The sequence below is a fragment of the Leifsonia sp. fls2-241-R2A-40a genome (genome assembly GCF_030209575.1).
Classification (GTDB): domain Bacteria; phylum Actinomycetota; class Actinomycetes; order Actinomycetales; family Microbacteriaceae; genus Leifsonia.
Genome location: NZ_JARVRS010000001.1, coordinates 489,782 through 512,036 on the forward strand (window position 1 = coordinate 489,782; position 22,255 = coordinate 512,036).

A 22,255-nucleotide genomic window follows, 5' to 3' on the forward strand; every position below is an offset into this window, starting at 1 on the left:
CGCCCGTGATTCTTGCGATGACCCTGATGGTCCGCGACGAGGCCGACATCGTCGGCGCGATGATCGATCACCATCTGGCGCAGGGCGTCGACGTCATCATCGTCACCGACAACGGCTCCGTCGACGGCACCGCCGAACTGCTCGAGGGCTACGCCGCCGACGGCCGGATCGTGCTGCACCACGACCCCGTCCACCGCAAGCAGCAGGCCGTCACCGTCACCCGGATGGCACGCGAGGCGGCGACGGAGCACGGCGCCGACTGGGTGATCAACGCCGACGCCGACGAGTTCTGGCTCCCCCGCGCGGACGGCCTGACCCTGAAGGATGCCTTCAGCGGCATCCCGAAGCGCATCCAAGCCTTCGACGTCCCCGTGCACGACATGATCGGACCGGCCGCTCTCGCCGGCACCGGCCTGCAGCGCCTGATCTACCGCGACCTGCGCTCGACGGAGGCCCTGCACCGCGTCGGCCTGAAGGCCCACGCCACGCACGACGCCGTGCACATCGGCGATCCCGGCGTGGAGGTGGTGCAGGGCAACCACTTCGTCAGCCTGGAGAACCGCGGACCGGTGCCCGAGGGCTCCGAGGTCGAGGTGCTCCACTTCCCCTGGCGCTCGTGGGACCAGTACAGCCGGAAGGTCCGCAACGCCGGCACCGCGTACGAGAACTCCGACCTGACGCCGAGCCCGAACCACCACGGGATGCGCGACTACCGCCGCCTGCTGGCGGGAGTGCTCTATCCCCTCTATCTGTGCCGGCACCCCGACGCGGCCGAGCTCGCCGCCGGTCTCGAGAGCGGCGAGTACGTGCTGGACACCCGGATCGCCGACCGCGTGTCCTCCCCGGTGGCGGACACCCCGATCGACGCCGTGAGCGAGCCGGTGGACCGGGCCGTCGGGCTCGCCCTCGCCGAGCTCGACAGCCGCCTGGCCTCGGCCCTCGACGACACCGCCCGCGCCCACGCCGAGCTGCACGCCGCCCGCGAGGAGAACCGGGCGCTCCACGAGGAGCTCGGGATGCTGCGGAGCCGCCGCGTCGTCCGCCTCGCCGACGGCGCCGCGCGCCTGGTGCGCGGCGGTCGCGGCTGAGAGGACGCACACCGGAACCGCGGCCGTCCGGCACTTCGCACACCTTCCTCCCCGGTAGCGGTGGTAACGTCCCAAGCGGCTTTCGTGCTCGGCGCTTACCCGTACGCGGGCGAGAGGCCTCCCGCGGTGTCGCCCTCTGAACGGTCTCGCCCGGACCGGTGGGTGCGGTCCCGCACGACGACGCAGAAGGAGCACCATGCCGACCACCGATCCCGCCGCCCGCCGCCGCATCCTCGTGGTGACGCCCGACACGCTCGGCGAGCTGATGGCCGGACCCGCGATCCGCGCGTGGGAGATCGCCCAGGCGCTCAGCGCGATCGGCGACGTGCGCCTGATCTCGACGAACCGGGTGAGCGACATCGCGGATGACCGCTTCCATGTGGCCTTCGCTGACGACACCGCCCTGAAGGGCCACGTCGAGTGGGCCGAGGTGCTCGTCTTCCAGGGCCACATCCTGCGCAGCCACCCGTGGATCAAGTCGACCGACACGATCATCGTCGCCGACATCTACGACCCCATGCACCTGGAGCAGCTGGAGCAGGGCAAGGACCTCGGCCCGGAGCAGCGGCTCGCCGTCGCGATCGACACCGTCGAGGTGCTCAACGACCAGCTCGAGCGCGCCGACTTCCTGGTGTGCGCCTCCGAGAAGCAGCGCGACTTCTGGCTCGGCCAGCTCGCCGGTCTCGCGCGGATCAACCCGGCCACCTACGACCGCGACCCGAGCCTGCGCACCCTCCTCGACGTCGCGCCGTTCGGCGTGCAGAACGAGCCGCCGGTCCAGAAGCGCCACGGCATCAAGGGCACCGTTCCCGGGATCGGACCGGACGACAAGGTGATCGTCTGGGGCGGCGGCATCTACAACTGGTTCGACCCGCTCACGCTCATCGAAGCGGTCGCGATCGCGCGGAAGGCGCATCCCGACCTTCGTCTGTTCTTCCTGGGTGCAGCGCATCCCAACCCGAACATCCCGACCATGCAGATGGCCGTCCAGGCGCGGAAGCGCGCAGAAGATCTGGGCCTCGCGGGCGAGACGGTGTTCTTCAACGACTCGTGGGTGCCCTACGCCGACCGCGCCGACTACCTGCTCGACGCCGACCTGGGCGTGAGCACGCACTACGAGCACCTCGAGACGGCGTTCAGCTTCCGGACGCGCATCCTCGACTACCTGTGGGCCTCGCTGCCCATCATCAGCACCGACGGCGACACCTTCGCCGACATCATCCGCGACAACGACCTCGGCCGGGTCGTCCCGCCGGAGGATGTGGATGCGCTCGCACGCGCCCTCGAGGAGCTGCTCTACGACGAGGGCGCCCGGGAGCGCATCGCGGCGAACATCGCCGTCTACGCTCAGCAGCACACCTGGGAGCACACGCTCCGCCCGCTGGTCGCGTTCTGCGCCGACCCCTCCCCTGCGCCCGACCGGGTCGCCGGGATCGTCTCGGAGCGCACCCGCATCACCAACGACCTCAACAAGCGCATCGCCGGGCTCGAGGGCAGCTCCTCCTGGAAGCTCACCCGGCCGCTGCGGGCCGCCTCCGAATGGGTCGCCGGTCGGCGCCGCAAGCTATAATCCATCGAATGCCCGAGAACAGAAACGACGACTGAATGACTGCACTGGATCGATACCGTGCGCTCTCCCAAGAGCAGATGGTGACGGTCGGCGGCGACGATAAGTCCGGAGGGTCCTGGGCGGCGGTACGCGACATCCTGCGCCACCGCGAACTCCTCTCCTTGCTCGTCCGCCGCGACCTGAAATCCCGCTACAAGGACAGCGTGCTCGGCTTCGTGTGGACGCTGGTGCGTCCGCTCACCCAGCTGCTGATCTACGCGATCGTCATCGGCAAGGTGCTCGGCGCCGCGAAGGGCATCCCCGACTTCGCCATCTACGTCTTCACCGGCCTCACCGCCTACGGGCTGTTCAGCGAGATCATCAGCGGCACGACCGCGTCGATCGTCGGAAACGCCGGTCTGATCAAGAAGATCTACCTCCCCCGTGAGATCTTCCCGCTGGCGAGCGTCGGCTCCGCCGGGTTCAACTTCATCATCCAGTTCCTGATCCTGCTGGGCGCGACGATCGTCGTGGGCAAGCCGCCGCTGCACGCCGAGACCTGGTACCTCATCCCGTCGGTGCTGCTGCTCCTGCTCTACGGCACGGCGTTCGGCCTCCTGCTGTCGGCGGTGAACGTCTACCTGCGCGACATCCAGTACCTCGTCGAGGTCGTGCTCCTGCTCCTGCTGTGGGCCTCGCCGATCGTCTACTCCTGGTCGATGGTGAGCAAGGCGCTGGGGCACGGACTCGCGCTCGACATCTACACCGACAACCCGATCACCCTCGCCGTGCTGGGCTTTCAGAAGGCCATGTGGGTCGGCGGGCAGGGCACGGCCGTCTACCCCGACCTGCTGCTCCTGCGGATGGGCATCGCGTTCGTCATCGGGATCGTCCTCCTCTTCGGCTTCCAGCGGGTCTTCGCGCGCCTGCAGGGCAACTTCGCGCAGGTGGTGTGAGCATGACGACCGACACGACGGCGGCCCTCGCGGCCGCGACGGAAGACGAGACTCCGCAGATCGTCACGGTGGCGGACGTCTCCAAGCGCTTCGTCATCCGCAAGGACAACTCGCTCAAGGAGCGGCTTGTGGCCTTCGGCCGCGGCCGCGAGCACCGCGAGGAGTTCTGGGCGCTGCGCCATGTGAACCTCGACATCCAGGCCGGCCACACGGTCGCGCTCATCGGCCACAACGGGTCGGGCAAGAGCACGCTCCTGAAGGTCATCGGCGGCATCATCGAGCCGACCGGCGGCAGCGTCGCGCGCCGCGGGCGCATCGCCGCCCTGCTGGAGCTGGGCGCCGGCTTCCACCCCGACCTGACCGGTCGCGAGAACGTCTACCTGAACGCCTCGATCCTCGGCCTCAGCCGCACCGAGACCGAGGAGCGGTTCGACGAGATCCTCAGCTTCTCGGGCATCGGCGACTTCATCGACACGCAGGTCAAGTTCTACTCGTCGGGCATGTACGTGCGGCTCGCCTTCGCGGTGGCTGTGCACACCGACCCCGACCTCCTGCTCGTCGACGAGGTGCTCGCCGTCGGCGACGAGGCGTTCCAGCGGAAGTGCCTCGACAAGATCCGGTCCTTCCAGCAGGAGGGGCGCACGATCATCCTGGTCACCCACAACCTCAGCCAGGTGACCGAGCTCGCCGACCGCGCGATCCTCCTGAACAAGGGCGAGGTCGTCTACGACGGCGAGCCCGGCGGCGCGGTCACCGAGTTCCGCAACATCCTCGAGGGCCGCCGCGTGCTCGAGGCCGAGGCGGAGGCCGCCGTGCAGGTGTCAAAGCACGGCGAGGTCACGTTCGAGCACGGCCGCGTCATCGAGGCGCGGGCGTGGGCCGACGGCAAAGCGCCCGGCGACCCGGTCGCCCCCGGCGACGACCTGCGCATCGAGGTCACCCTGGAGCACGACGAGGGCATCGACGACTGGATGTGCGCCATCCAGATCGACAACACGCTCGGCCAGCCCGTCTACGGCACCACGACGACCCGTGTCGGTGCGGACCTCGACCGCCTCCGCGAGCGCCGGACGGTCGCCTTCCTGCTGCGCGACGCCCGCTTCGGCGCCGGCAAGTACTTCGTCAACGCCTCGCTGATGGACAGCGCCGGACGGCACCTGTCCGACATGCCGCAGGCCTGCTCGTTCGACGTTCCGTACTACCCGCTCGCGGTCGGGATGGTCCACGCCGTCCCCGAGGTCGTCGAGCCGTCGGCGTGACGGCCGACCGGACGGGCGACGCCGCACCGGCCGGTGGCGCCCCGCACGCCGCCCCGCGGGTGCTGGTGGTGTCGGTGACCTACAACTCCGCGGACACCATCGAGCCGTTCCTCACCTCTCTCGCGACCGCAGGGCGCATCGACGAGGTGATCGTCGCCGACAACGCCTCCGCCGAAGCGGACCAGGTGGGCGCGGCGGTCCGGGCCGCTGGGTACCGCTTCGTCGAGCTGGAGCGGAACGAGGGCTACGGCGGCGGCGTCCGTGGCGCGGTCGACGCCGCCTCGGCGACGCCGGACTACATCCTGGTCGCCAACCCGGACGTGATCTTCACCCCGGGCGCGGTCGACGCCCTGGTCGCCGCGGGCGAGCAGCTGCCGCGCGCCGGCTCGCTCGGCCCCAAGATCCTCGACGCCGACGGCACGGTGTACCCGAGCGCTCGGCGGCTCCCGTCGCTGCGCACCGGCGTCGCCCACGCCCTCTTCGGCCGCATCTGGCCGGGGAACCCGTGGACCGTCCGCTACCGCGCGGAGGGCAAGACGGAGACTCGCCGCGACGCCGGCTGGCTCTCCGGCGCCTGCGTGCTCGTGCGCGGCGCGGCGTACCGCGAGCTCGACGGCTTCGATCCCGGCTACTTCATGTACTTCGAGGACGTCGACCTGGGCGACCGGCTGGGCCGTGCCGGCTGGCGCAACGTCTACGTGCCCGAGGCCGTCGTCACCCACACCGGCGCCCACTCCACCTCCCGCGAGCGCAAGCGCATGGAGAAGGCGCACCACGACAGCGCCTACCGGTACCTCTCGCGGCGCTACGCGGCCTGGTACTTCGCCCCGCTGCGGCTGGCCGTGCGCCTCGGTCTGTGGGGCCGGTTGTGGTGGGTCTCGCGGTGAGTGCCGCCTCCTTCGCCCGCCGTGCCGTCTCCGCCGCCCGCTGGCGGCTGGCCATGCGCCGCTACCGGGCCGGGCGGTTCCGGATGCGCGAGCTGCTGCGTGCGGGCGCCCCCGGCGAGATCGCCGTGGTGATGTGCCTGTGGAACCGTCGAGAGCGGATCGACGCCGTGCTCACCCAGTTGGATGCGCAGCAGGGCACCCGGGTGCGCCTCCTGCTCTGGAACAACCGTCCCTCCGACGACGACTACTACCGCGAGCGCATCGCCGCCTACCGGCCGCACGGGGCCCTCGCCGAGGTCTCGCTGTTCAGCAGCCCGGTCAACGTCGGCGGTCTCGGCCGGTTCTTCGTCGCCCGTCAGCTGTGGACGGCCGGCGACCGCGGCGCCTTCGTGATGCTGGACGACGACCAGGACGTCAGCGACCACTTCCTCACCGACCTGCTCGACGCCTCCGGACCGCACATCATCGCCGGCATCTGGGCGTGGACGATGGAAGGCGAGTACTGGGCCCGCACGCCCGCGGAGCCCGGCGACCGCGTCAGCTACGTGGGCACGGGAGGTTGTGCCTGCGACCTGGAGATCGTCTCCGACCCTTCGTTCTTCACCGAGCTCCCCCGCTACTTCGCGTTCCTCGAGGACATCTGGATGTGCGGCTACGCCCGCAAGCGCGGCTGGGTGCTGCGCAAGGTCGACACCCCCGTCGAATTCGTGCTCGACGAGACCAACCAGCATCACACGCTGGCCGAGCGCAAGGCGGAGTTCTACCGCTACCTGCAGCTCGACGACAGCCGCTGACGACCGGCCGTCAGCGGCGGCCCGTCAGCGGTCGTCAGCGGCGGGCGGTCAGCAGGGCCTGAACGACGCGACGTCGGCCGACAGAGCCGTGGGACCGCCGATGAAGACGACCTTCGACGTCTTCATCTTCACCAGGTCGTTCCCGATCGATCGCGGCAGGCAGTACGACTGCGTGACGAACAGCGGCGCCTTTCCCGCCCCCGCCATGGCCGAGCCGGACAGCGCGTCCGGGAAGTCGACGCCCGAAGCGATGTAGGCGGTCGATGCGGTCGGGAACTTCTGCGAATTCACCAGGTGGCTGGTGTCGAAGCGGTCGGAGCCTCCGATCCGCGTCACCGCCGCGCCGGCCGCTTTCACCGAGGCGTCGAACGCGGGCGAGATGACGGCCGTGCCTCCGATGACGGTGGCCGTGGTGAGCTTGGCCGTGCCGAGGTAGGCGGCGGTCTGCGCATCCGCCGCGCCGTAGCCGGTCACGAGCACGACGGGCTGCCCGCTCGCGCTGGCCGCGGAGGCGGCGGAGAGCGCGTCCGGGAAGTTGCGCCCCGAGGCGAAGTACGCGCCCTTCACACCGGGGAAGGCGTACTGGGCCAGCAGCCGCGACGTCTCGAACCGGTCGGAGCCGGAGATGCGCTGGATGTTGCCCTGCACGGCCGCCAGCTTGGCGACGGCGGTGTTGGACACCGCGTTCGGTCCGCCGACGACGACGATCTTGGCCGGGGCCAGGCGCTTCACCTCGGCGAGGACGTTGGCGGTGACATCCGCGCCCGTGGCCAGCAGCAGCGGTCCCTTCTGGGCTGCGGCCGCCGGGCCTGCGGCGATGGCGTCGGCGAAGCTGAAGCCGGACGCGATGTAGACCACCGGAACCCGCGGGTTCGGGTACGCCGCCTTGGAGACGGCGACCGAGGTGTCGAAGCGGTCAGCGCCCTGGAGGCGGGTGGTCGCGGGCGCTCCGCTGAGCGCGGTGGAGTAGAACGCCGTCCGGCAGCCGAAGTCGCTGTTGCCCGACGGGTTGCCCGGGGCGGCGACGGCGACGATGCAGGCGGAGTACTGGCCGTCACCCGCGCGCGGTGTGCTCGCCGTGAAGCCATGGGCGGGTCCAGCGAACGGGTACGCGTTGCCCACGTCGGGCCGGTTGCCGTTGGCGACCACCGACGTCGTTGAGACACCCGCGGGCGTGTTCCAGGTGATCCGGATGGTGAGCGGCGTCTGCATCAGCGACTGGTCGATCGCCCAGCCTGCGATGGTGAACGTCGAGCCCCCGAGCGTTGCGGACTCGTAGTTGCCGATCGGGCGGACGCCGGAGGTGGTCGAGCCGAACCAGTCCGTGTAGAGGCGCCAGAAGTTGCGGTTGCCGTAGGCCGAGCATCCATCGCCCGTGCCGTACATGTTCGCGAGCGCCGCCGCATTCGGCTGATACGGCGTGTAGTAGTAGAGGGCGGCGGTCGCGGTGTTCCGGACGAGCACGTTGGATGCGCCGCACGCGGCGGTCGGGCTGTAGCGGATGGCGCTGACCTGGCCGACCGGGATCCAGGAGAAGTAGTTGGACGTGCCGGGCGGGTTCCCGTACCGCTTGAACTGCCACGCGGCCTTGTACACCTGGTTGTAGAACCCGAGCGTCTGGGGGTCGCAGGGCCCGGTGTCGGGGCAGGCGAAGCCGGTGGCCTTCTGGTACTGCCCGGTCGTCGGCCAGGTGTCGGTGACCAGGCTCTGCTCCTTCTCCAGCAGCACGAGCAGCACCTTCTGGCTGATCCCGCACGCCGCGCCGACCTTGGCGATGATCGTGGAGGAGGATTCGTTGGCTGCGCCGGCGTACGCGGCGCACATCGCATCGCCGGCCCGCGAGTACGTCGACTCGCGGTAGTCCTTGAGGCACGTGTAGCCCGCACGGCAGGTCGGAACCTGCGCGTTCAGCCAGCCCTGGATGCTCCCGGCGTCCATCGCGTTCCCGTTGTAGAAGTTCGAGTCGCTGATGATGTAGCCGGGCTGGAAGTCCGCGCCGTTCGCCGCCTGCGCCGGAGCGGGCACCGTCGCCAGCGAACCGACCAGCACGACGGCGAGGACCGAGAGCACGGCGGTGAGCAGGCGGAACCGGTGGCGAGAAGGCGTCACACGAGCGAGCTTAGCCCGCGCGCGCAAAGAATCAGCGTCGCGACGCAGATTTCGTGTGAGAACGTGCCGATCGCGACGGAATATTGAGCATTCCTCGCGTCGAGGTCAGTCCTGCTGGAGGAGGGCGCGCAGGTACGAGCCGTAGCCGCTCTTCACCAGCGGCGCCGCAAGGGTCTCCAGCTGGGCGTCGTCGATCCAGCCGGCACGCCAGGCGATCTCCTCGATGCAGCCGACCTTGAAGCCCTGCCGGTCCTCGATCACGCGCACGTACTCGGACGCCTGCATCATCGACTCGAAGGTGCCGGTGTCGAGCCACGCGGTGCCGCGGTCGAGCACCTGGACCTGCAGCCGTCCGGCCTCGAGGTAGCGCTCGTTGACCGTGGAGATCTCCAGCTCGCCGCGGGCGCTGGGCTCGATCGTCTTGGCGATCTCGACAACGCTGTTGTCGTAGAAGTAGAGACCCGGAACGGCGAACCGCGACTTGGGATTCGCCGGCTTCTCCTCGATGGAGATCGCCTTGAAGTCGTCGTCGAACTCCACGACGCCGTACGAGGTCGGGTTGCTCACCTGGTACGCGAAGATGAGAGCACCTTCGATGGAGCTGTGGTTGCGCAGCGACGAACCGAGACCGGTCCCGTGGAAGATGTTGTCCCCGAGCACGAGAGCCACCGACTCGTCGCCGATGAACTCCTCGCCGATGATGAACGCCTGCGCCAGGCCGTCGGGCGACTCCTGCACGGCGTACTCGAGCCGGATGCCGAGGTGCGAGCCGTCGCCCAGAAGCGCGCGGAACTGCTCGTTGTACTCCGGCGTCGTGATGATGAGGATCTCGTCGATGCCCGCCATCATCAGCGTGGACAGCGGGTAGTAGACCATCGGCTTGTCGTAGATCGGCATCAGCTGCTTCGAGATGCCCTTGGTGATCGGCCAGAGTCGCGTGCCGGAGCCTCCGGCGAGGATGATGCCGCGCATCGGTCAGTTGCCTCCGTTGTCGGTGGATGCGTCGAGCGACGCGTAGAACGCCCGGGCGTCCTCCCAGGTCGGGAGGAGGCCGCTCGCCGCAGCCTCGGCGAGCGAGGGGGCCTCGGTGTCCTTGGGCGAGAGCAGCGGTTCGCCGGCCGCATCCGGGAAGCGCAGCCCGATCTCGGCGTCGAGCGGGTTGATCCCGTGCTCGCGACCCGGGTTGTAGACGTCGGTGACCAGGTAGCTGACGGTCGCATCGTCGGTGAGCGCGACGAAGCAGTGACCCAGCCCCTCGGCGAGGTAGATCGCCCGGCGGTCGGTGTCGTCGAGGAGCACCGAGTCCCACTGGCCGAACGTCGGCGAGCCGACGCGGATGTCGATCACGTAGTCGAGCACCGCCCCGTGCGTCGCGGTCACGTACTTGGCCTGCCCCGGCGGGATGTCGGCGAAGTGGATGCCGCGCACCGAGCCCCGGCGGGACACGGACGTGTTCGCCTGACGGAGGTCGAGGCGGTGGCCGACGGCCTCCTCCAGCCGGTCGAAGCGGTACCACTCCAGGAACACGCCACGGTCGTCGGCATGCTGCTTCGGGGTGATCTCGTACGAGTCGGGGATGCTCAATTCGCGGATCTGCACCCCGAGAGTCTACTGGCAGACCGCCAGGGCCTTCACGGGCCCTCCCAGGGCGTTCACACCTCCCAGCAGAACGATCCCCTTGGAGCGGAGCGCGAGGTTGGCCGCGCCGGGGTAGACGCAGCCCACGGGCGACACCAGCAGCGGGCCGCCGGCCCGTCCCGCCCACGCCGCTCCGGCGAGCGCGTCGGGGAACGAGGTCCCGGAGGCGAAGAAGGAGGCGTTGGTCGCGGAGGGGAACGCGTCAGCGTTGACCGCGATGCTGGTCGCGAAACGGTCGGACCCGCTCAGCCTCTTCACCGAGAAGCCGGCATTCGTCAGGCTCTTCTGGAAGCCGTTGGAGATGATCGTGGTCCCGCCGACGAGCTTCACGGTGGTGACGTGGAGGTCCTTCAGTCCCTGCAGGGTGCCTGCATCGACGGATCCGAGCGCGCCGTTCACCAGGAGCACCGGCTGCGACTTCGCACCGGCCGCTCCGCCCGCGGACAGCGCGTCCGGGAAGCCCAGTCCCGAGGCGAGGTAGGCGGTCGTCGAGCTGCCGAAGGCGTTCTTGGCGATGAGCACGGAGGTGTTGAAGCGGTCATACCCGCCGATCCGCGTGATCGCGGGCTGGACGGTCGCGAGCCGCTGCAGCACGGCCTGGGTGATCACGGTGGCTCCGCCCGCGACGTAGATGTGCTTGGGCTTCAGTCGCGCCAGCTCGGTCATGATCACCTGCGGGACGGCCGTCGTCTGCACCAGCAGCAGCGGCCCTCCGAGCTTGGCGGCAGCTGGCGCCGCGGCGAGCGCGTCCGGGAAGTTGAGCCCGTTCGCGATGTACACGGCGTTGACGCCGGGCGTCGGGTACGCGGCCTTCGAGATGGCCGCGGCCGTCTCGAACCGGTCACCGCCGGCGATGCGGGTCGTGGCGGGGACCGACCCTGCCGTCGAGGAGCCGTACCAGGCGTTGAAGAGCATCCAGAAGTTGCGGATGCCGTAGGCGGAGCAGGCGTTCCCCTCACCCGGGTAGCTCGCGAGCGAGGCCGCGTTCGGCGTGTACGGGGTGTAGTAGTACAGCGCCGCGGTCGCTTTGTTCTGCACTGCGACCTGCTTGCTTCCGCAGGACGCGTCGAGGTTGTACCGGACCGCGCTGACCTTGCCCACCGGGAACCAGTCGAAGTACGACGAGTCGATCCCGTACTGCTTGAACTGCCACGCCGCGCCGAAGACCTGGTTGAAGAAGCCGGTCGAGGTGGGCGTGTTGTCGCAGTTCGGGTCGGCGCCCACATCCGGGCAGTTCCAGCCCGTGGCGTGGTCGTACATCCACTTGGTCGGCGCTGCCGTGCTGACGAGTCCCTGCTCCTTCTGCACCATCGTCACGAGCACGGCCGGGTTGATGCCGCAGGCGGCACCGACGGCGGCGAAGATCTTCGCGGCCGTCGCGTTGGTCTGGGCGGCGAGGGCCGCGCATGCAGCGCCACCCGCCTTGGCCGGCGTGGTGGCCGTGTAGTCCTTGAGGCAGACCGCCTCGCTCGTGGCGCGACAGCCGGAACCCTTGGTGGTGAGGAGGCTCTGGATCGTCGCAGCGGACCAGGCGGTCCCGTTGTAGAACACCGCATCGCTCACCAGATCGCCGTCGACGAACTTCGACGGGTCGGCGTCGGCGGCGCCGAACGGCTGCACCGAGCCGGCGAGGCCTTCTGCGAGGTACTGGTTCTGCTGCTCGTCGCTCGGCTGCGCAGCCGCCGAGCGCGCCTGCGCCGCGTAGTAGGCCTCGGCGTTCGGCGAGTCGTCCGCGGACGCGGGCGCCGTGACCGCGAGCGTGCCTCCCACCACGGCGACAGCGAGCACAGCAGTGACCAATGCGCGGGTCCGAGCCCGCATTCCCCCCAAGAGCATGATCCGAACATACCGTGCCGTATGTAGCCGACCGCAAGGGCTGACCGTTTCCCGATGTCTCCCCCGAGCCACCCACCCGGTAGAATCTCCCGGGAAATCTCCGACTCCCCGAGGCAGGTCCCCTACTCCATGAAGATTCTCGTCACCGGCGGCGCCGGTTTCATCGGCTCCAACTTCGTCCGTCGCACTCTGCAGGACGCATACCCCGGCCTCGAGGGCGCCGAGGTCGTCGTTCTCGACGCACTGACCTACTCCGGCAACCTCGCCAACCTGGCGCCGGTCGCCGACTCGCCCCGCTACACCTTCGTGAAGGGCGACATCCGCGACGGCGGACTGCTCGACGAGCTGTTCCCGACGGTCGACGCCGTGGTCCACTTCGCCGCCGAGTCGCACGTCGACCGTTCGGTGCGCGACGCCTCGATCTTCGTCGAGACCAACGTCCTCGGCACGCAGCAGCTGCTCGACGCGGCCCTGCGCAACAACCTGAAGCGCTTCGTCCACGTCTCCACCGACGAGGTCTACGGCTCCATCGCCGAGGGCTCGTGGGCCGAGGACCGCCCGCTGGAGCCGAACTCGCCGTACTCGGCCTCCAAGGCGGGGAGCGACCTGCTCGCGCGCAGCTACTTCCGCACCCACGGTCTCAACCTGTCGATCACGCGCTGCTCGAACAACTACGGGCCGTACCACTTCCCCGAGAAGGTCATCCCGCTCTTCGTCACCAACCTGATCGACGACAAGCACGTCCCGCTCTACGGCGAGGGCAACAACATCCGCGACTGGCTGCACGTCGACGACCACACCCGCGGCATCGCGATGGTGCTCGTGAACGGGCGCGCGGGCGAGATCTACAACATCGGCGGCGGCACCGAGCTCACCAACAAGGAGCTCACGCAGCTGCTGCTCGACGCGACCGGCAAGGACTGGTCGTACGTCGACCGCGTCGCCGACCGCCTCGGCCACGACCTGCGGTACTCGGTCGACATCTCCAAGATCCAGTCCGAGCTCGGCTACGAGCCGCTGGTCCCGTTCCAGCAGGGTCTGGCCGACGTGGTGCAGTGGTACCGCGACAACCGCGCCTGGTGGGAGCCGCTGAAGGCCCGCGCGGCGCTCGACAACTGATGCGCTACCTCATCGCCGGTGCGGCCGGGATGCTCGGCCGCGACCTGCAGAAGGCACTCGCCGGCCGCGAGGTCACGGCGCTGACCCGCGCCGACCTCGACGTCACGGACCGGGATGCGGTGCTCGCGGCGGTCGCCGGCCACGATGTGGTAATCAACGCGTCCGCCTACACCAAGGTGGATGACGCGGAGACCCACGAGGACGAGGCGTACGCCATCAACGCGCGCGGCACGGAGAACCTCGCCGTCGCCGCCGCGGAGCACGGAGCCCGCTTCGTGACCGTCTCCACCGACTACGTCTTCGACGGCCACGCCTCGGAGCCGTACGCCGAGGACACCCCCCGCGACCCGATCAACGCCTACGGACGCACGAAGGCGGCCGGCGAGGAGCTGGCGCTGGCGGCGCATCCCGAGGGCACCTTCGTCGTGCGCACGGCCTGGCTGTACGGCGCCGGCGGTCCCAACTTCGCCAAGACCATGGTGAAGCTCGCGGGCAGCCATGAGACGGTGAGCGTCGTCGACGACCAGGCCGGCCAGCCGACGTGGACGGGCGACCTCGCGGCCCAGATCGTGGCGCTCCTCGACGCGGAGGCGCCCGCGGGCGTCTACCACGGCACGAACTCCGGCGAGACGACCTGGTTCGGGTTCGCGCGGGCGGTCTTCGCCCAGGCCGGGCTCGACCCCGAGCGCGTCACGCCGACGGACAGCTCCACCTTCGTGCGCCCCGCGCCGCGCCCCTCCTACTCGGTGCTCGGACACGACGCCTGGACCGCGGCGGGGCTCGCCCCGATGCGTCCCTGGGAGGATGCGCTCGCGGCCGCGGCGACGGACGGACTGTTCGCCGCACCGTAGATCGGGGCGAGTCGGGTTTGCCCTCTCGCCTCAGCGGGCAATATCTTTGTGCGATCACCGTCTGCGTGGGGGAACGGGGACAGTAAGCGATCCTGCGCCTGTCCTCGAGGGAACCATGAAACGCGCACTCGCTCTCGCCGCGACCGTCGCCGTCTCCGCCGGCCTCCTCATCGCCGCGCCGGCGTGGGCCGACGCACCGGCTGACGCACCCGCGCCGACCCCGCAGCCGATCGCTCCCGGTGCGACCGTCGACGCCGACGCGACCCCGAAGGGGCTTCCGAAGATCTCCCCCCGCTCCGCGCAGGCGTTCGAGGAGTCCGCCCGGAACCTCGACCCCGGCCTGGCCGCAGCGGTGACGCGCGATCTGCACATCCCGCCCGCGCAGTACCTCGCCGACGCGGCCGCCGCCCAGGACGCCGGAGCCCTCGCGACCGCGCTCGGCGCGCAGACCGGCGCCGCGGTGACGCCGCAGGTCGAAGGCGCGACGGTCACGGTCTACACGCCCGACGCCCACGCCGCCGGCCTCGCACGCGCGGCCGGGGCCGAGGCGGTCGTCGGCGCAGCTCCGAAGCGCGACTTCGGCGACCTTCCGCTGCATCCGCTGGCCGACGTGTACGGCGGCCAGCCCTACTTCATCGGCAACGGACCGGGGGGCTCAGGATCGCGCTGCTCCGCAGCCTTCCCGGGCTTCGCACTGCCCGGCGGCGCACCGCAGCTGCTCTCCGCCGGCCACTGCGCCGACGCGCCGATCCTCTACGAGATCAACCTCACGGCCCCCACGGTCACCGGTGTCCTCGCCACCCTCGGCAACGCCCTGGGTGGATGGGTCCCCGGCAGCGTCCAGTTCGGCAACGACGCCGACTCGTCGTTGATCGCCCTCAGCGCCGGTCACACGCCCCGCCCCGCCCTGCTGAAGTGGGGCGGCGGACGCGGTGCTCCCCTGGCGGGGACGCCGCAGGCCGTGACCGGCGTCGGTCCTGCCGTCGTCGGCGCTCCCCTCTGCAAGAGCGGCTCCACGACAGGATGGTCCTGCGGCAGCATCCTCGCCACCGACGAACCCGTATCCGTGCAGGGCGCCCCTGGCACGATCAACTCGATCATCGCGACCACCTGCTCCGACCACGGCGACAGCGGCGGGGCGGCCGTCAGCGGGAGCACCGCGGTCGGCCTGGTGTCGGCCGGTCCGGACCTGCCGTGCACCGACCCGCAGTACTTCACGGCCTTCTACCCGATGGCGTCGTCCACGGGCGGTTCCAGCGTGACCGCGCGATACTCCTCGACGTGGGAGCCGGCCGTGTCCGTCCCGGCGACCGTGACCGTCACCTCCCTCCCGACGTCCGCCGGCGGCGTCATCTCAGGGACCGTCGCCGGCGCGTTCCCGGGCGACTTCATCAAGCTCAAGCTCGCCTCCGAGACGACGGTGCGCACCGCCAGCATCGTGAACGGCACGTGGTCGGTGTCGCTCGCCGGGGCGCCGGCCGGCGCGACCAGCTACACGGTGAGCGCGGCGTGGGGAACCTTCTCCACCGGCCCGGCCGTCACCGGCGACGTGGTCGCCACCCAGCGCATCGCCGGGTCCGACCGCTTCGACACCAGCGTCGCGATCGCCAAGCAGGCGTACCCGGCCACGGCCGACACGGTCTATGTCGCGACCGGCCTCAACTACCCGGATGCGCTGAGCGCGGGGCCCGCCGCCGCGAAGGAGAAGGCACCGCTGCTGCTGACCGGTCCGACCCTCCCGGAGTCGGTCCGCGCGGAGATCGCCTCGCTGCATCCCCGGCACATCGTCATCGTGGGCGGCCTCAGTGCCGTTCCGGCCGCCGTGGAGACGGCGCTGGCGAAGCTCGCCCCGGTGGAGCGGATCGCCGGCTCCGACCGCTTCGACACCTCGCGGCGCCTGGCCAGCAAGGCGTTCGGCTCCGCCATCCCCGCCGCCTTCGTGGCGACCGGCACCAACTTCCCCGACGCGCTGGCCGCCGGTGCGGCCGCGGGCGCGCAGGGCGCTCCCGTGCTGCTGGTCAACGGAGGCTGGGGCGCGGTGGATGCGGGCACGGCCGCGTTCCTCACGGAGGCGGGTACTAAGACCGTGAAGCTCGTCGGCGGGACGACCGTGGTCTCGCCCGGCGTGCAGGCGAGCCTGGGCAAGCAGGGCATCTCCGTCACGCGTCTCGCCGGCTCCGACCGCTTCGAGACGGCCGAGGTCGTCGGGAACACCTCGTTCCCGACGTACACCCAGGCGTACGTGGCGAGCGGACTCGGCTTCCCCGACGCACTGGCCGGATCGGCCCTGGCCGCCGCCAAGGGCGCACCGCTCTTCACGGTGAACGGCTCCTGCGTTCCCCGCTCCGTCCTGAGGGACCTCGTCGCGAAGAACGTGCAACGCGCGTGGCTGCTCGGCGGCAAGAGCGTGCTCGCCGCGTCCATCGATACCCTCCGCTCCTGCTGAGCATCGTGCTTACATAGACGGAGGACGCACAGAACGCGGGGACGAGACGGGAGCAGCATGATCACCCTCCGAGTGATCGTCGACGAGTTGGTCGGCGACGCTCCGGGCGGCATCCGCCGCTACACGGAAGAACTCACCCGCCAGCTGATCCGCACGGCTCCGCGAGACTGCGACGTCGAGGCCGTCGTCTCCAACATCACCGACGAGCAGCTGCAGTTCGTCCGCGACCGCCTCCCCGGCGTCGCGGCTGTCACCCGGCTCCCGCTGGCGCACCGGGAGCTGGCGCTCGCCTGGCAGTCCGGGCTCGCCGTCGGCGGACCGCCCGGGATCCTGCACGCGCCGACCCTCCTCGCCCCGTTACGGCGACATGGTCATCAGGAGCACCACCAGCAGGTGGCCGTCACGATCCACGACACCCTCGCGTGGACGCATCCCGAAGCGCTCGGCACGACCGGGACGATCTGGACGAAGGCGATGGCCAAGCGCGCACGGAAGCACGCCGACGCCGTCATCGTCCCCACCCACGCCGTCGCCGACCGGCTCGGCGAGGTGCTGGACTTCGGCGACCGGATCCGTGTCATCGGCGGGGCGCCCGCGACGGCTCTGCGGCTCCCCGCGGACGCCGACGAGCGCGCCGCGCGGTTGGGCCTGCCCGAGCGGTATGCCTTCACCATCGGCACCGTCGAGCCGCGGAAGGGCGTGGCCCCGTTGATCCGCGCCGTCGCCCGCGCGGAGGCGCAGGGCATCCCGCTCCTGATCGCCGGGGCCGACCGCGTCGGCGAGCAGTCCGCGACCGGCGTCGCCGCGGCCGCCGGCCTCCCGGAGGACCGCGTCCGCGCTCTCGGCCGTCTGGACGATGCCGACCTCGCCGTGGCGCTCGACCGCGCGACGGTCTTCGTCTTCCCGAGCCTCGCGGAGGGCTTCGGCCTCCCGATCGTCGAGGCCTTCAAGTTCGGGCTCCCCGTCATCCACTCGGACGACCCCGCCCTCGTGGAGGTGGCGGCAGGCGCCAGCCTCGTCGTCGAGCGCCCCCGGCCCGGCGAGGCCGACGACGCCTACGCGGAACGCCTTGCCGCCGCGATCGGGCGCGTGCTGTCCGATTCCGAACTGCGCGCCCGATTGGGCGTGCTCGCCTCAGACCGGGCGCGGGCGTTCAGCTGGCGCGACTCCGCCGAGCGGGTCTGGCAGCTTCACGCCGATCTCTGACCCGCCTCCTGCGGCCGGAGAGCGTCGTCGCGCGACTCGGACGGCCCGGACTTCTGCGCGACCTCGCGGGGAGCCGAGGACGCGTCGCGTCCCTCCTCCTCGCGCTCCTCGCGGCCGAACCAGGTGCTGTACCGCTCGGACGCCCAGGAGCCGACGGCCTTCGACCAGCCGTGGCTGCGCTTCTCGATCAGCCAGGTGAACCCGATCGACACGACCACGGCGACGGGGATGCCGAACAGCAGCGCCACGTACCAGGGCTCCTCCGCGAACAGGTAGGTGCTGAAGATCAGGATCGGCACGTGCACCAGGTACAGGCTGAACGAGATGGTCCCCGTGAACTGGATCGGCCGGGTCTCGAGCACGGCGCGCAGGGGCTTCCAGCCGAGCGCGGCGACCACCAGACCCGCCGCCGCCAGCGGGACGAGGCCCTTGAGCGCCGGCTCCAGCTCCGGGATGTCGCCGACGCCCGGGCCGAACAGCCACGGCGCGATCAGCAGCAGGAGGCTGCCGACGGTCAGGCCCGCCCAGAGCGGGTGACGGTACCAGTGGGTGTTGATCCGCTCTGCGACGTTGCGCACGGCCTCGAGCCGGACGGCGATCACTGCTCCGACGAAGAACGCTGGGAGATAGGTCATCGCGCCGGAGCCGGCGTGGACGCCCAGATAGCTGATCGCGCACGCCGCAGCAAGACCGCCGATCCACCACTTACGGACCGCCAGCGCGGCCACCGCGAAGACCGGCAGCGCGAGCGAGAAGATCAGCTCCCAGCGCAGCGACCAGAGCGGGTTGTTGATCTGGCCGTCGCCGCCCAGGAGGTCCCAGGCCTTGAGGATGTACTCCCACCCGAAGTTCGGCGTCGACGAGCTGCTGAGCCAGCTCCCGGCCGGCTGGGTGGAGCGCTGCGGGATGGCCATGACCCAGACGGCCGCGAGCAGCACGGACGCCATCACCGGGACGAGCAGGCGCACCGCGCGCCGCGGGAAGTAGGCCACCCAGTCGAATCCGCGGTGACGGATGACCGGCAGCGTGACCACGAGTCCCGAGAGCACGAAGAACACGACGACCGACTCGACGCCGGCCGTCATCAGCTTCAGCGGGGTGTAGCTGATCCACCACATCGCCGACCCCGTCGGGGCCGAGCCACCGCCCGGCGCACCGGGGAAGTCCGGGTTCGTGTACATGGCATGGTGCAGCAGGACGACCACCGCGGCGATTCCCCGCAGACCGTCGAGTGCTGCCAGCCGGCCGCCCGTCGTCTGTTTCGTCTTCTCACCCACGATTCCACCTGTACCCGTCATAAGGGGGCGACGCTACGGGCTTGCCCTGGGCAGTTCCTGTGACCCGTTCAGGGGTCAGCTGGGCGCGCTCCGCGTGGCGGACCGGCCCGGCGCCAGGCGGCACCTAGCATGTTCGCTATGCCCGCATCCCCGTCTCCACTGGTCTCCGTCGTCATGGGGTCGGACTCCGACTGGTCGGTCATGCAGGAGTCCTCCCGGCTCCTGACCGAGTTCGGCGTCGCGCACGAGGTCGAGGTCGTGTCGGCACATCGCACGCCCGAGAAGATGATCTCCTTCGGCAAGGACGCGGCCGGTCGCGGCATCCGCGTGATCATCGCCGGAGCGGGAGGCGCGGCCCACCTGCCCGGGATGCTCGCAGCCGTGACCACCCTCCCGGTCGTCGGCGTCCCCGTCCCGCTCGCCCGTCTCGACGGCCTCGATTCGCTGCTGTCCATCGTCCAGATGCCCGCCGGGGTCCCGGTGGCCACGGTCTCGATCGGCGGGGCGCGCAACGCCGGGCTGCTCGCCGTGAAGATCCTCGCCACCTCCGACGACTCCCTCGCCGACGCGCTCGCGCGCTTCGCCGCCGACCTCGAGGCGAGCGTCGAGCAGAAGAACCAGGCCCTGCAAGCCCAACTGTGAGAACCGCGCCATGACGATCGCAACGCCGCTCCGCCACCCCGACGCCTCCTCGTCGCACACGATGACGAAGCGCGGCTGGTGGCTGGTCACCATGAACATGCTCCTGCCCGGCTCCGCCCAGGTCGTGGCCGGCAACCGCATGCTGGGCAGGGTGGGCGTGCTCGCGACCCTGCTGCTCTGGCTGCTCGCGCTCGTCACGCTCGTCGTGTACCTCGTCGCGCCGTCGGCGATCTACACGCTGTTCACCCAGTCGGGCAGCCTGACGCTCGTGCAGACCCTGCTCATCCTCTACGCCGTGCTCTGGGTGGTCCTCACCCTCGACACCCTGCGGCTGGTGCGGCTCGTGCGCACCGCCCCCGGCTCGCGCGGGTGGATCGCCGCCTTCGCCGTGCTGGTCCTCGTCGGCGTCACCGGGACGGCCGGCTACGCGTCGGTCGTCGCCGGGTCCGCTCGCGGCGCCCTCGGCGACATCTTCTCCGCCGGCCCGTCACAGCCGCCGGTCGACGGCCGGTACAACATCATGCTGCTGGGCGGCGACGCCGGTCCCGACCGGGACGGCCTGCGCCCCGACAGCATGTCGATCGTCAGCGTCGACGCCTCCACCGGCCAGGCGGTCACCATCGGCCTTCCGCGCGACCTCGACCCGGTGCCCTTCCCGGCCTCGTCGCCGCTGCACAAGGAGTACCCCGACGGCTACGGCTACGACGACCGCTGCGACGTCGACGTCTGCCAACTGAACTCGATCTACACCGAGGTGGAGCTCTACAAGCCGAAGCTGTACCCGAACGCCACGAAGAACAAGAGCGAGCCCGGCATCGACGCCATGCGGGATGCGCTCGAGGGGGCGACAGGGCTGAAGATCCAGTACTACGTGCTCATCGACATGCAGGGATTCGCCGACCTGGTGGATGCGCTCGGCGGCGTGGACATCACCGTCAAGGACCGCATCCCGATCGGCGGAGACGAGAACCTCAACGGCGTCGTCGAGTGGATCGAGCCGGGCAAGCGTCATCTCGACGGCTACCACGCCCAGTGGTACGCACGCGCCCGGCACGGCTCCAGCGACTACGACCGGATGGGCCGTCAGCGCGAGCTGCAGGACGCCATCCTGAAGCAGGTCAACCCGGTCAACGTCGTCTCCAAGTTCCAGGGCATCGCCTCGGCGGGTGCGCAGGTCATGAAGACCGACATCCCGCAGTCGATGCTCGGATACTTCGTCGACCTCGGCATGAAGACACGGAAGCTGCCGGTGCAGCAGCTGGAGCTCGTGCCGCCGACGATCGACCCGGCGAACCCCGACTACGCACAGATCCAGCAGCTGGTGCGCCAGGCGACCCACCCGGCGACCGCGAAACCGAAGGGCTCCTAGCCCTCGAAGAACGCCGCTGCGGCCCGGGCGCGGTACACGACGTCGTCGACGTCCTCGCCGCCGACGACCGTCACGTGGCCGACCTTCCGGCCCGGCCGGGGCTGCTTGCCATAGCCGTGGAACTTGGCCTCGGGATGCGCGGCGAGCGCGCCCGGGTAGCGGTCCTGCAGCGAGCCCTCCGCGGGGCCGCCGAGGATGTTGACCATCACCGACCAGTCGGCGCGCGGCTCGGTCGACCCGAGCGGCAGGTCGAGCACCGCGCGCAGGTGCTGCTCGAACTGGCTGGTGACGGCTCCCTCGATGGACCAGTGGCCGCTGTTGTGCGGCCGCATGGCCAATTCGTTGACGAGCACGCGACCGTCGGTGGTCTCGAACAGCTCGACGGCCAGTACGCCCGTGACACCCAGTCCGTCGGCGACCCGGCGCGCGATGTCCGCGGCCATCTCGGCCACCCGGCCGGTCGAGCCGGGCGCCGGCGCGATGACCTCGGCGCAGACGCCGTCGCGCTGCACCGTCTCCACGACCGGCCAGGCCGCCACCTCGCCGGACGGCCGGCGCGCGACCAGCTGTGCGAGCTCGCGGCGGAACGGCACCAGCTCTTCCACGAGCAGCGCGCCTCCGCGGCCGTCCTCGGCGAGCGCCAGGAACCAGTCGTCCGCGTCGTTGGCGTGCGACACCACGCGGACGCCCTTGCCGTCGTACCCGCCGCGCGCCGTCTTCACGACGGCCCGGCCGCCGTGGTCGGCGAGGAAGGCCGCCAGGTCGTCGGCCGACTCCACCGCGGCCCAGTCCGGGACCGGGAGCCCGAGCTCGCTGAGCTTCGCGCGCATCTGGAGCTTGTCCTGCGCGTAGAGCAGCGCATCCGGCCCGGGGTGGACGGGGACACCGCGCGAGACGAGCTCCCGCAGGATCGCCTGCGGCACATGCTCGTGGTCGAACGTGATCACATCCACCGTCTCCGCGAAGGCGAGCACGGTGTCCAGGTCGCGGTAGTCGCCGACGCCGGTCGCCGCGATATCGGCGCTCATGCCCTCGGACTCCTCGAGCACCCGGATGTCGACGCCCAATTCGATGGCCGGGGGGATCATCATCCGGGCCAGCTGACCGCCACCGATCACTCCGACGATGTGACTAGACATGGCCCATCCGCTCCTCTGATACTTTTCATGCTGGCCGGGGGAACTCACAGGAACGCGAAACCTGGTCCGCGTACTGTGACGAACGCATTG

The 22,255-nt window shown here is 70.4% G+C and carries 18 protein-coding genes; 12 read left to right on the forward strand and 6 right to left on the reverse strand.

Annotation, left to right across the window (positions count from 1 at the left end):
- Window positions 1-17: 17 nt before the first annotated feature.
- From QRN40_RS02425 to QRN40_RS02450, 6 genes are all read left to right on the forward strand, one after another.
- The gene (locus QRN40_RS02425) at window positions 18-1,088 is read left to right on the forward strand and encodes a glycosyltransferase family 2 protein (RefSeq protein WP_285113889.1); all 1,071 of its coding nucleotides are present in this window, start codon (window positions 18-20) and stop codon (window positions 1,086-1,088) included.
- 196 nt (window positions 1,089-1,284) lie between these two features.
- Complete coding sequence (locus tag QRN40_RS02430; protein WP_285113890.1) at window positions 1,285-2,658, forward strand: glycosyltransferase family 4 protein; 1,374 nt, start codon at window positions 1,285-1,287, stop codon at window positions 2,656-2,658.
- A 35-nt stretch (window positions 2,659-2,693) separates the two neighbouring features.
- Window positions 2,694-3,593, forward strand: coding sequence for an ABC transporter permease (locus QRN40_RS02435; RefSeq protein ID WP_285113891.1), 900 nt, complete (start codon window positions 2,694-2,696; stop codon window positions 3,591-3,593).
- 2 nt (window positions 3,594-3,595) lie between these two features.
- On the forward strand, window positions 3,596-4,852 hold the full coding sequence (locus QRN40_RS02440) for an ABC transporter ATP-binding protein (RefSeq protein ID WP_285113892.1): 1,257 nt from the start codon (window positions 3,596-3,598) through the stop codon (window positions 4,850-4,852).
- Entirely contained in the window at window positions 4,849-5,739 is an 891-nt protein-coding gene (locus QRN40_RS02445; protein WP_285113893.1) for a glycosyltransferase family 2 protein, read from the forward strand. The genes QRN40_RS02440 and QRN40_RS02445 overlap by 4 nt, the downstream gene beginning before the upstream one ends.
- Complete coding sequence (locus tag QRN40_RS02450; protein ID WP_285113894.1) at window positions 5,736-6,533, forward strand: glycosyltransferase family 2 protein; 798 nt, start codon at window positions 5,736-5,738, stop codon at window positions 6,531-6,533. Before QRN40_RS02445 ends, QRN40_RS02450 begins: the two co-directional genes overlap by 4 nt.
- Before the next feature lie 48 nt (window positions 6,534-6,581).
- On the opposite strand, the gene QRN40_RS02455 is transcribed toward QRN40_RS02450, so the two are convergent.
- The 4 genes from QRN40_RS02455 to QRN40_RS02470 all read right to left on the reverse strand — a co-directional run bounded on the left by QRN40_RS02455 (window position 6,582) and on the right by QRN40_RS02470 (window position 12,116).
- Window positions 6,582-8,642, reverse strand: a complete 2,061-nt coding sequence (locus tag QRN40_RS02455) for a cell wall-binding repeat-containing protein (protein WP_285113895.1) — start codon at window positions 8,640-8,642, stop codon at window positions 6,582-6,584.
- 105 nt (window positions 8,643-8,747) lie between these two features.
- On the reverse strand, window positions 8,748-9,614 hold the full coding sequence (gene rfbA, locus QRN40_RS02460; RefSeq protein ID WP_285113896.1) for a glucose-1-phosphate thymidylyltransferase RfbA: 867 nt from the start codon (window positions 9,612-9,614) through the stop codon (window positions 8,748-8,750).
- A 3-nt stretch (window positions 9,615-9,617) separates the two neighbouring features.
- Window positions 9,618-10,241: a dTDP-4-dehydrorhamnose 3,5-epimerase family protein gene (locus tag QRN40_RS02465; RefSeq protein WP_285113897.1), complete on the reverse strand. Its 624-nt coding sequence runs from the start codon at window positions 10,239-10,241 to the stop codon at window positions 9,618-9,620.
- Between the two features lie 9 nt (window positions 10,242-10,250).
- Window positions 10,251-12,116: a cell wall-binding repeat-containing protein gene (locus QRN40_RS02470; protein ID WP_285113898.1), complete on the reverse strand. Its 1,866-nt coding sequence runs from the start codon at window positions 12,114-12,116 to the stop codon at window positions 10,251-10,253.
- A gap of 129 nt (window positions 12,117-12,245) precedes the next feature.
- Between QRN40_RS02470 and rfbB the strand changes: the two genes are divergently transcribed.
- The 4 genes from rfbB (at window position 12,246) to QRN40_RS02490 (ending at window position 17,738) form a co-directional block, all read left to right on the forward strand.
- On the forward strand, window positions 12,246-13,235 hold the full coding sequence (gene rfbB / locus QRN40_RS02475) for a dTDP-glucose 4,6-dehydratase (RefSeq protein WP_018190037.1): 990 nt from the start codon (window positions 12,246-12,248) through the stop codon (window positions 13,233-13,235).
- Entirely contained in the window at window positions 13,235-14,086 is an 852-nt protein-coding gene (gene rfbD, locus QRN40_RS02480) for a dTDP-4-dehydrorhamnose reductase (protein ID WP_285113899.1), read from the forward strand. Before rfbB ends, rfbD begins: the two co-directional genes overlap by 1 nt.
- A gap of 115 nt (window positions 14,087-14,201) precedes the next feature.
- Window positions 14,202-16,532 carry a cell wall-binding repeat-containing protein gene (locus QRN40_RS02485; RefSeq protein ID WP_285113900.1) on the forward strand — a complete coding sequence of 777 codons (2,331 nt, stop codon included), beginning with the start codon at window positions 14,202-14,204 and terminating at the stop codon, window positions 16,530-16,532.
- 57 nt (window positions 16,533-16,589) lie between these two features.
- Entirely contained in the window at window positions 16,590-17,738 is a 1,149-nt protein-coding gene (locus QRN40_RS02490; RefSeq protein ID WP_285113901.1) for a glycosyltransferase family 4 protein, read from the forward strand.
- Here QRN40_RS02490 and QRN40_RS02495 read toward each other — a convergent pair.
- Window positions 17,723-19,015: an acyltransferase family protein gene (locus QRN40_RS02495; RefSeq protein ID WP_285113902.1), complete on the reverse strand. Its 1,293-nt coding sequence runs from the start codon at window positions 19,013-19,015 to the stop codon at window positions 17,723-17,725. The genes QRN40_RS02490 and QRN40_RS02495 overlap by 16 nt on opposite strands.
- 138 nt (window positions 19,016-19,153) lie before the next feature.
- Here QRN40_RS02495 and purE point away from each other — a divergent pair, with 138 nt between their 5' ends.
- Window positions 19,154-19,657 carry a 5-(carboxyamino)imidazole ribonucleotide mutase gene (gene purE / locus QRN40_RS02500; RefSeq protein ID WP_285113903.1) on the forward strand — a complete coding sequence of 168 codons (504 nt, stop codon included), beginning with the start codon at window positions 19,154-19,156 and terminating at the stop codon, window positions 19,655-19,657.
- Window positions 19,658-19,667: 10 nt separating this feature from the next.
- Entirely contained in the window at window positions 19,668-21,026 is a 1,359-nt protein-coding gene (locus QRN40_RS02505; protein ID WP_285113904.1) for an LCP family protein, read from the forward strand.
- Here QRN40_RS02505 and QRN40_RS02510 read toward each other — a convergent pair.
- Entirely contained in the window at window positions 21,023-22,165 is a 1,143-nt protein-coding gene (locus QRN40_RS02510) for a 5-(carboxyamino)imidazole ribonucleotide synthase (protein WP_285113905.1), read from the reverse strand. The two genes, QRN40_RS02505 and QRN40_RS02510, sit on opposite strands and share 4 nt — an antisense overlap.
- Window positions 22,166-22,255 lie beyond the last annotated feature (90 nt).

What these genes read in the sequence shown, in the direction of transcription:
- QRN40_RS02440 (WP_285113892.1), top strand. Translation starts at nt 3,596, where the DNA reads ATGACGACCGACACGACGGCGGCCCTCGCGGCCGCGACGGAAGACGAG.
- QRN40_RS02510 (WP_285113905.1), bottom strand. Translation starts at nt 22,165, where the DNA reads ATGTCTAGTCACATCGTCGGAGTGATCGGTGGCGGTCAGCTGGCCCGG.
- QRN40_RS02490 (WP_285113901.1), top strand. Translation starts at nt 16,590, where the DNA reads ATGATCACCCTCCGAGTGATCGTCGACGAGTTGGTCGGCGACGCTCCG.
- QRN40_RS02470 (WP_285113898.1), bottom strand. Translation starts at nt 12,116, where the DNA reads ATGCTCTTGGGGGGAATGCGGGCTCGGACCCGCGCATTGGTCACTGCT.
- rfbA (WP_285113896.1), bottom strand. Translation starts at nt 9,614, where the DNA reads ATGCGCGGCATCATCCTCGCCGGAGGCTCCGGCACGCGACTCTGGCCG.
- QRN40_RS02485 (WP_285113900.1), top strand. Translation starts at nt 14,202, where the DNA reads ATGAAACGCGCACTCGCTCTCGCCGCGACCGTCGCCGTCTCCGCCGGC.
- QRN40_RS02505 (WP_285113904.1), top strand. Translation starts at nt 19,668, where the DNA reads ATGACGATCGCAACGCCGCTCCGCCACCCCGACGCCTCCTCGTCGCAC.
- QRN40_RS02425 (WP_285113889.1), top strand. Translation starts at nt 18, where the DNA reads ATGACCCTGATGGTCCGCGACGAGGCCGACATCGTCGGCGCGATGATC.
- rfbB (WP_018190037.1), top strand. Translation starts at nt 12,246, where the DNA reads ATGAAGATTCTCGTCACCGGCGGCGCCGGTTTCATCGGCTCCAACTTC.
- QRN40_RS02430 (WP_285113890.1), top strand. Translation starts at nt 1,285, where the DNA reads ATGCCGACCACCGATCCCGCCGCCCGCCGCCGCATCCTCGTGGTGACG.
- rfbD (WP_285113899.1), top strand. Translation starts at nt 13,235, where the DNA reads ATGCGCTACCTCATCGCCGGTGCGGCCGGGATGCTCGGCCGCGACCTG.
- purE (WP_285113903.1), top strand. Translation starts at nt 19,154, where the DNA reads ATGCCCGCATCCCCGTCTCCACTGGTCTCCGTCGTCATGGGGTCGGAC.
- QRN40_RS02435 (WP_285113891.1), top strand. Translation starts at nt 2,694, where the DNA reads ATGACTGCACTGGATCGATACCGTGCGCTCTCCCAAGAGCAGATGGTG.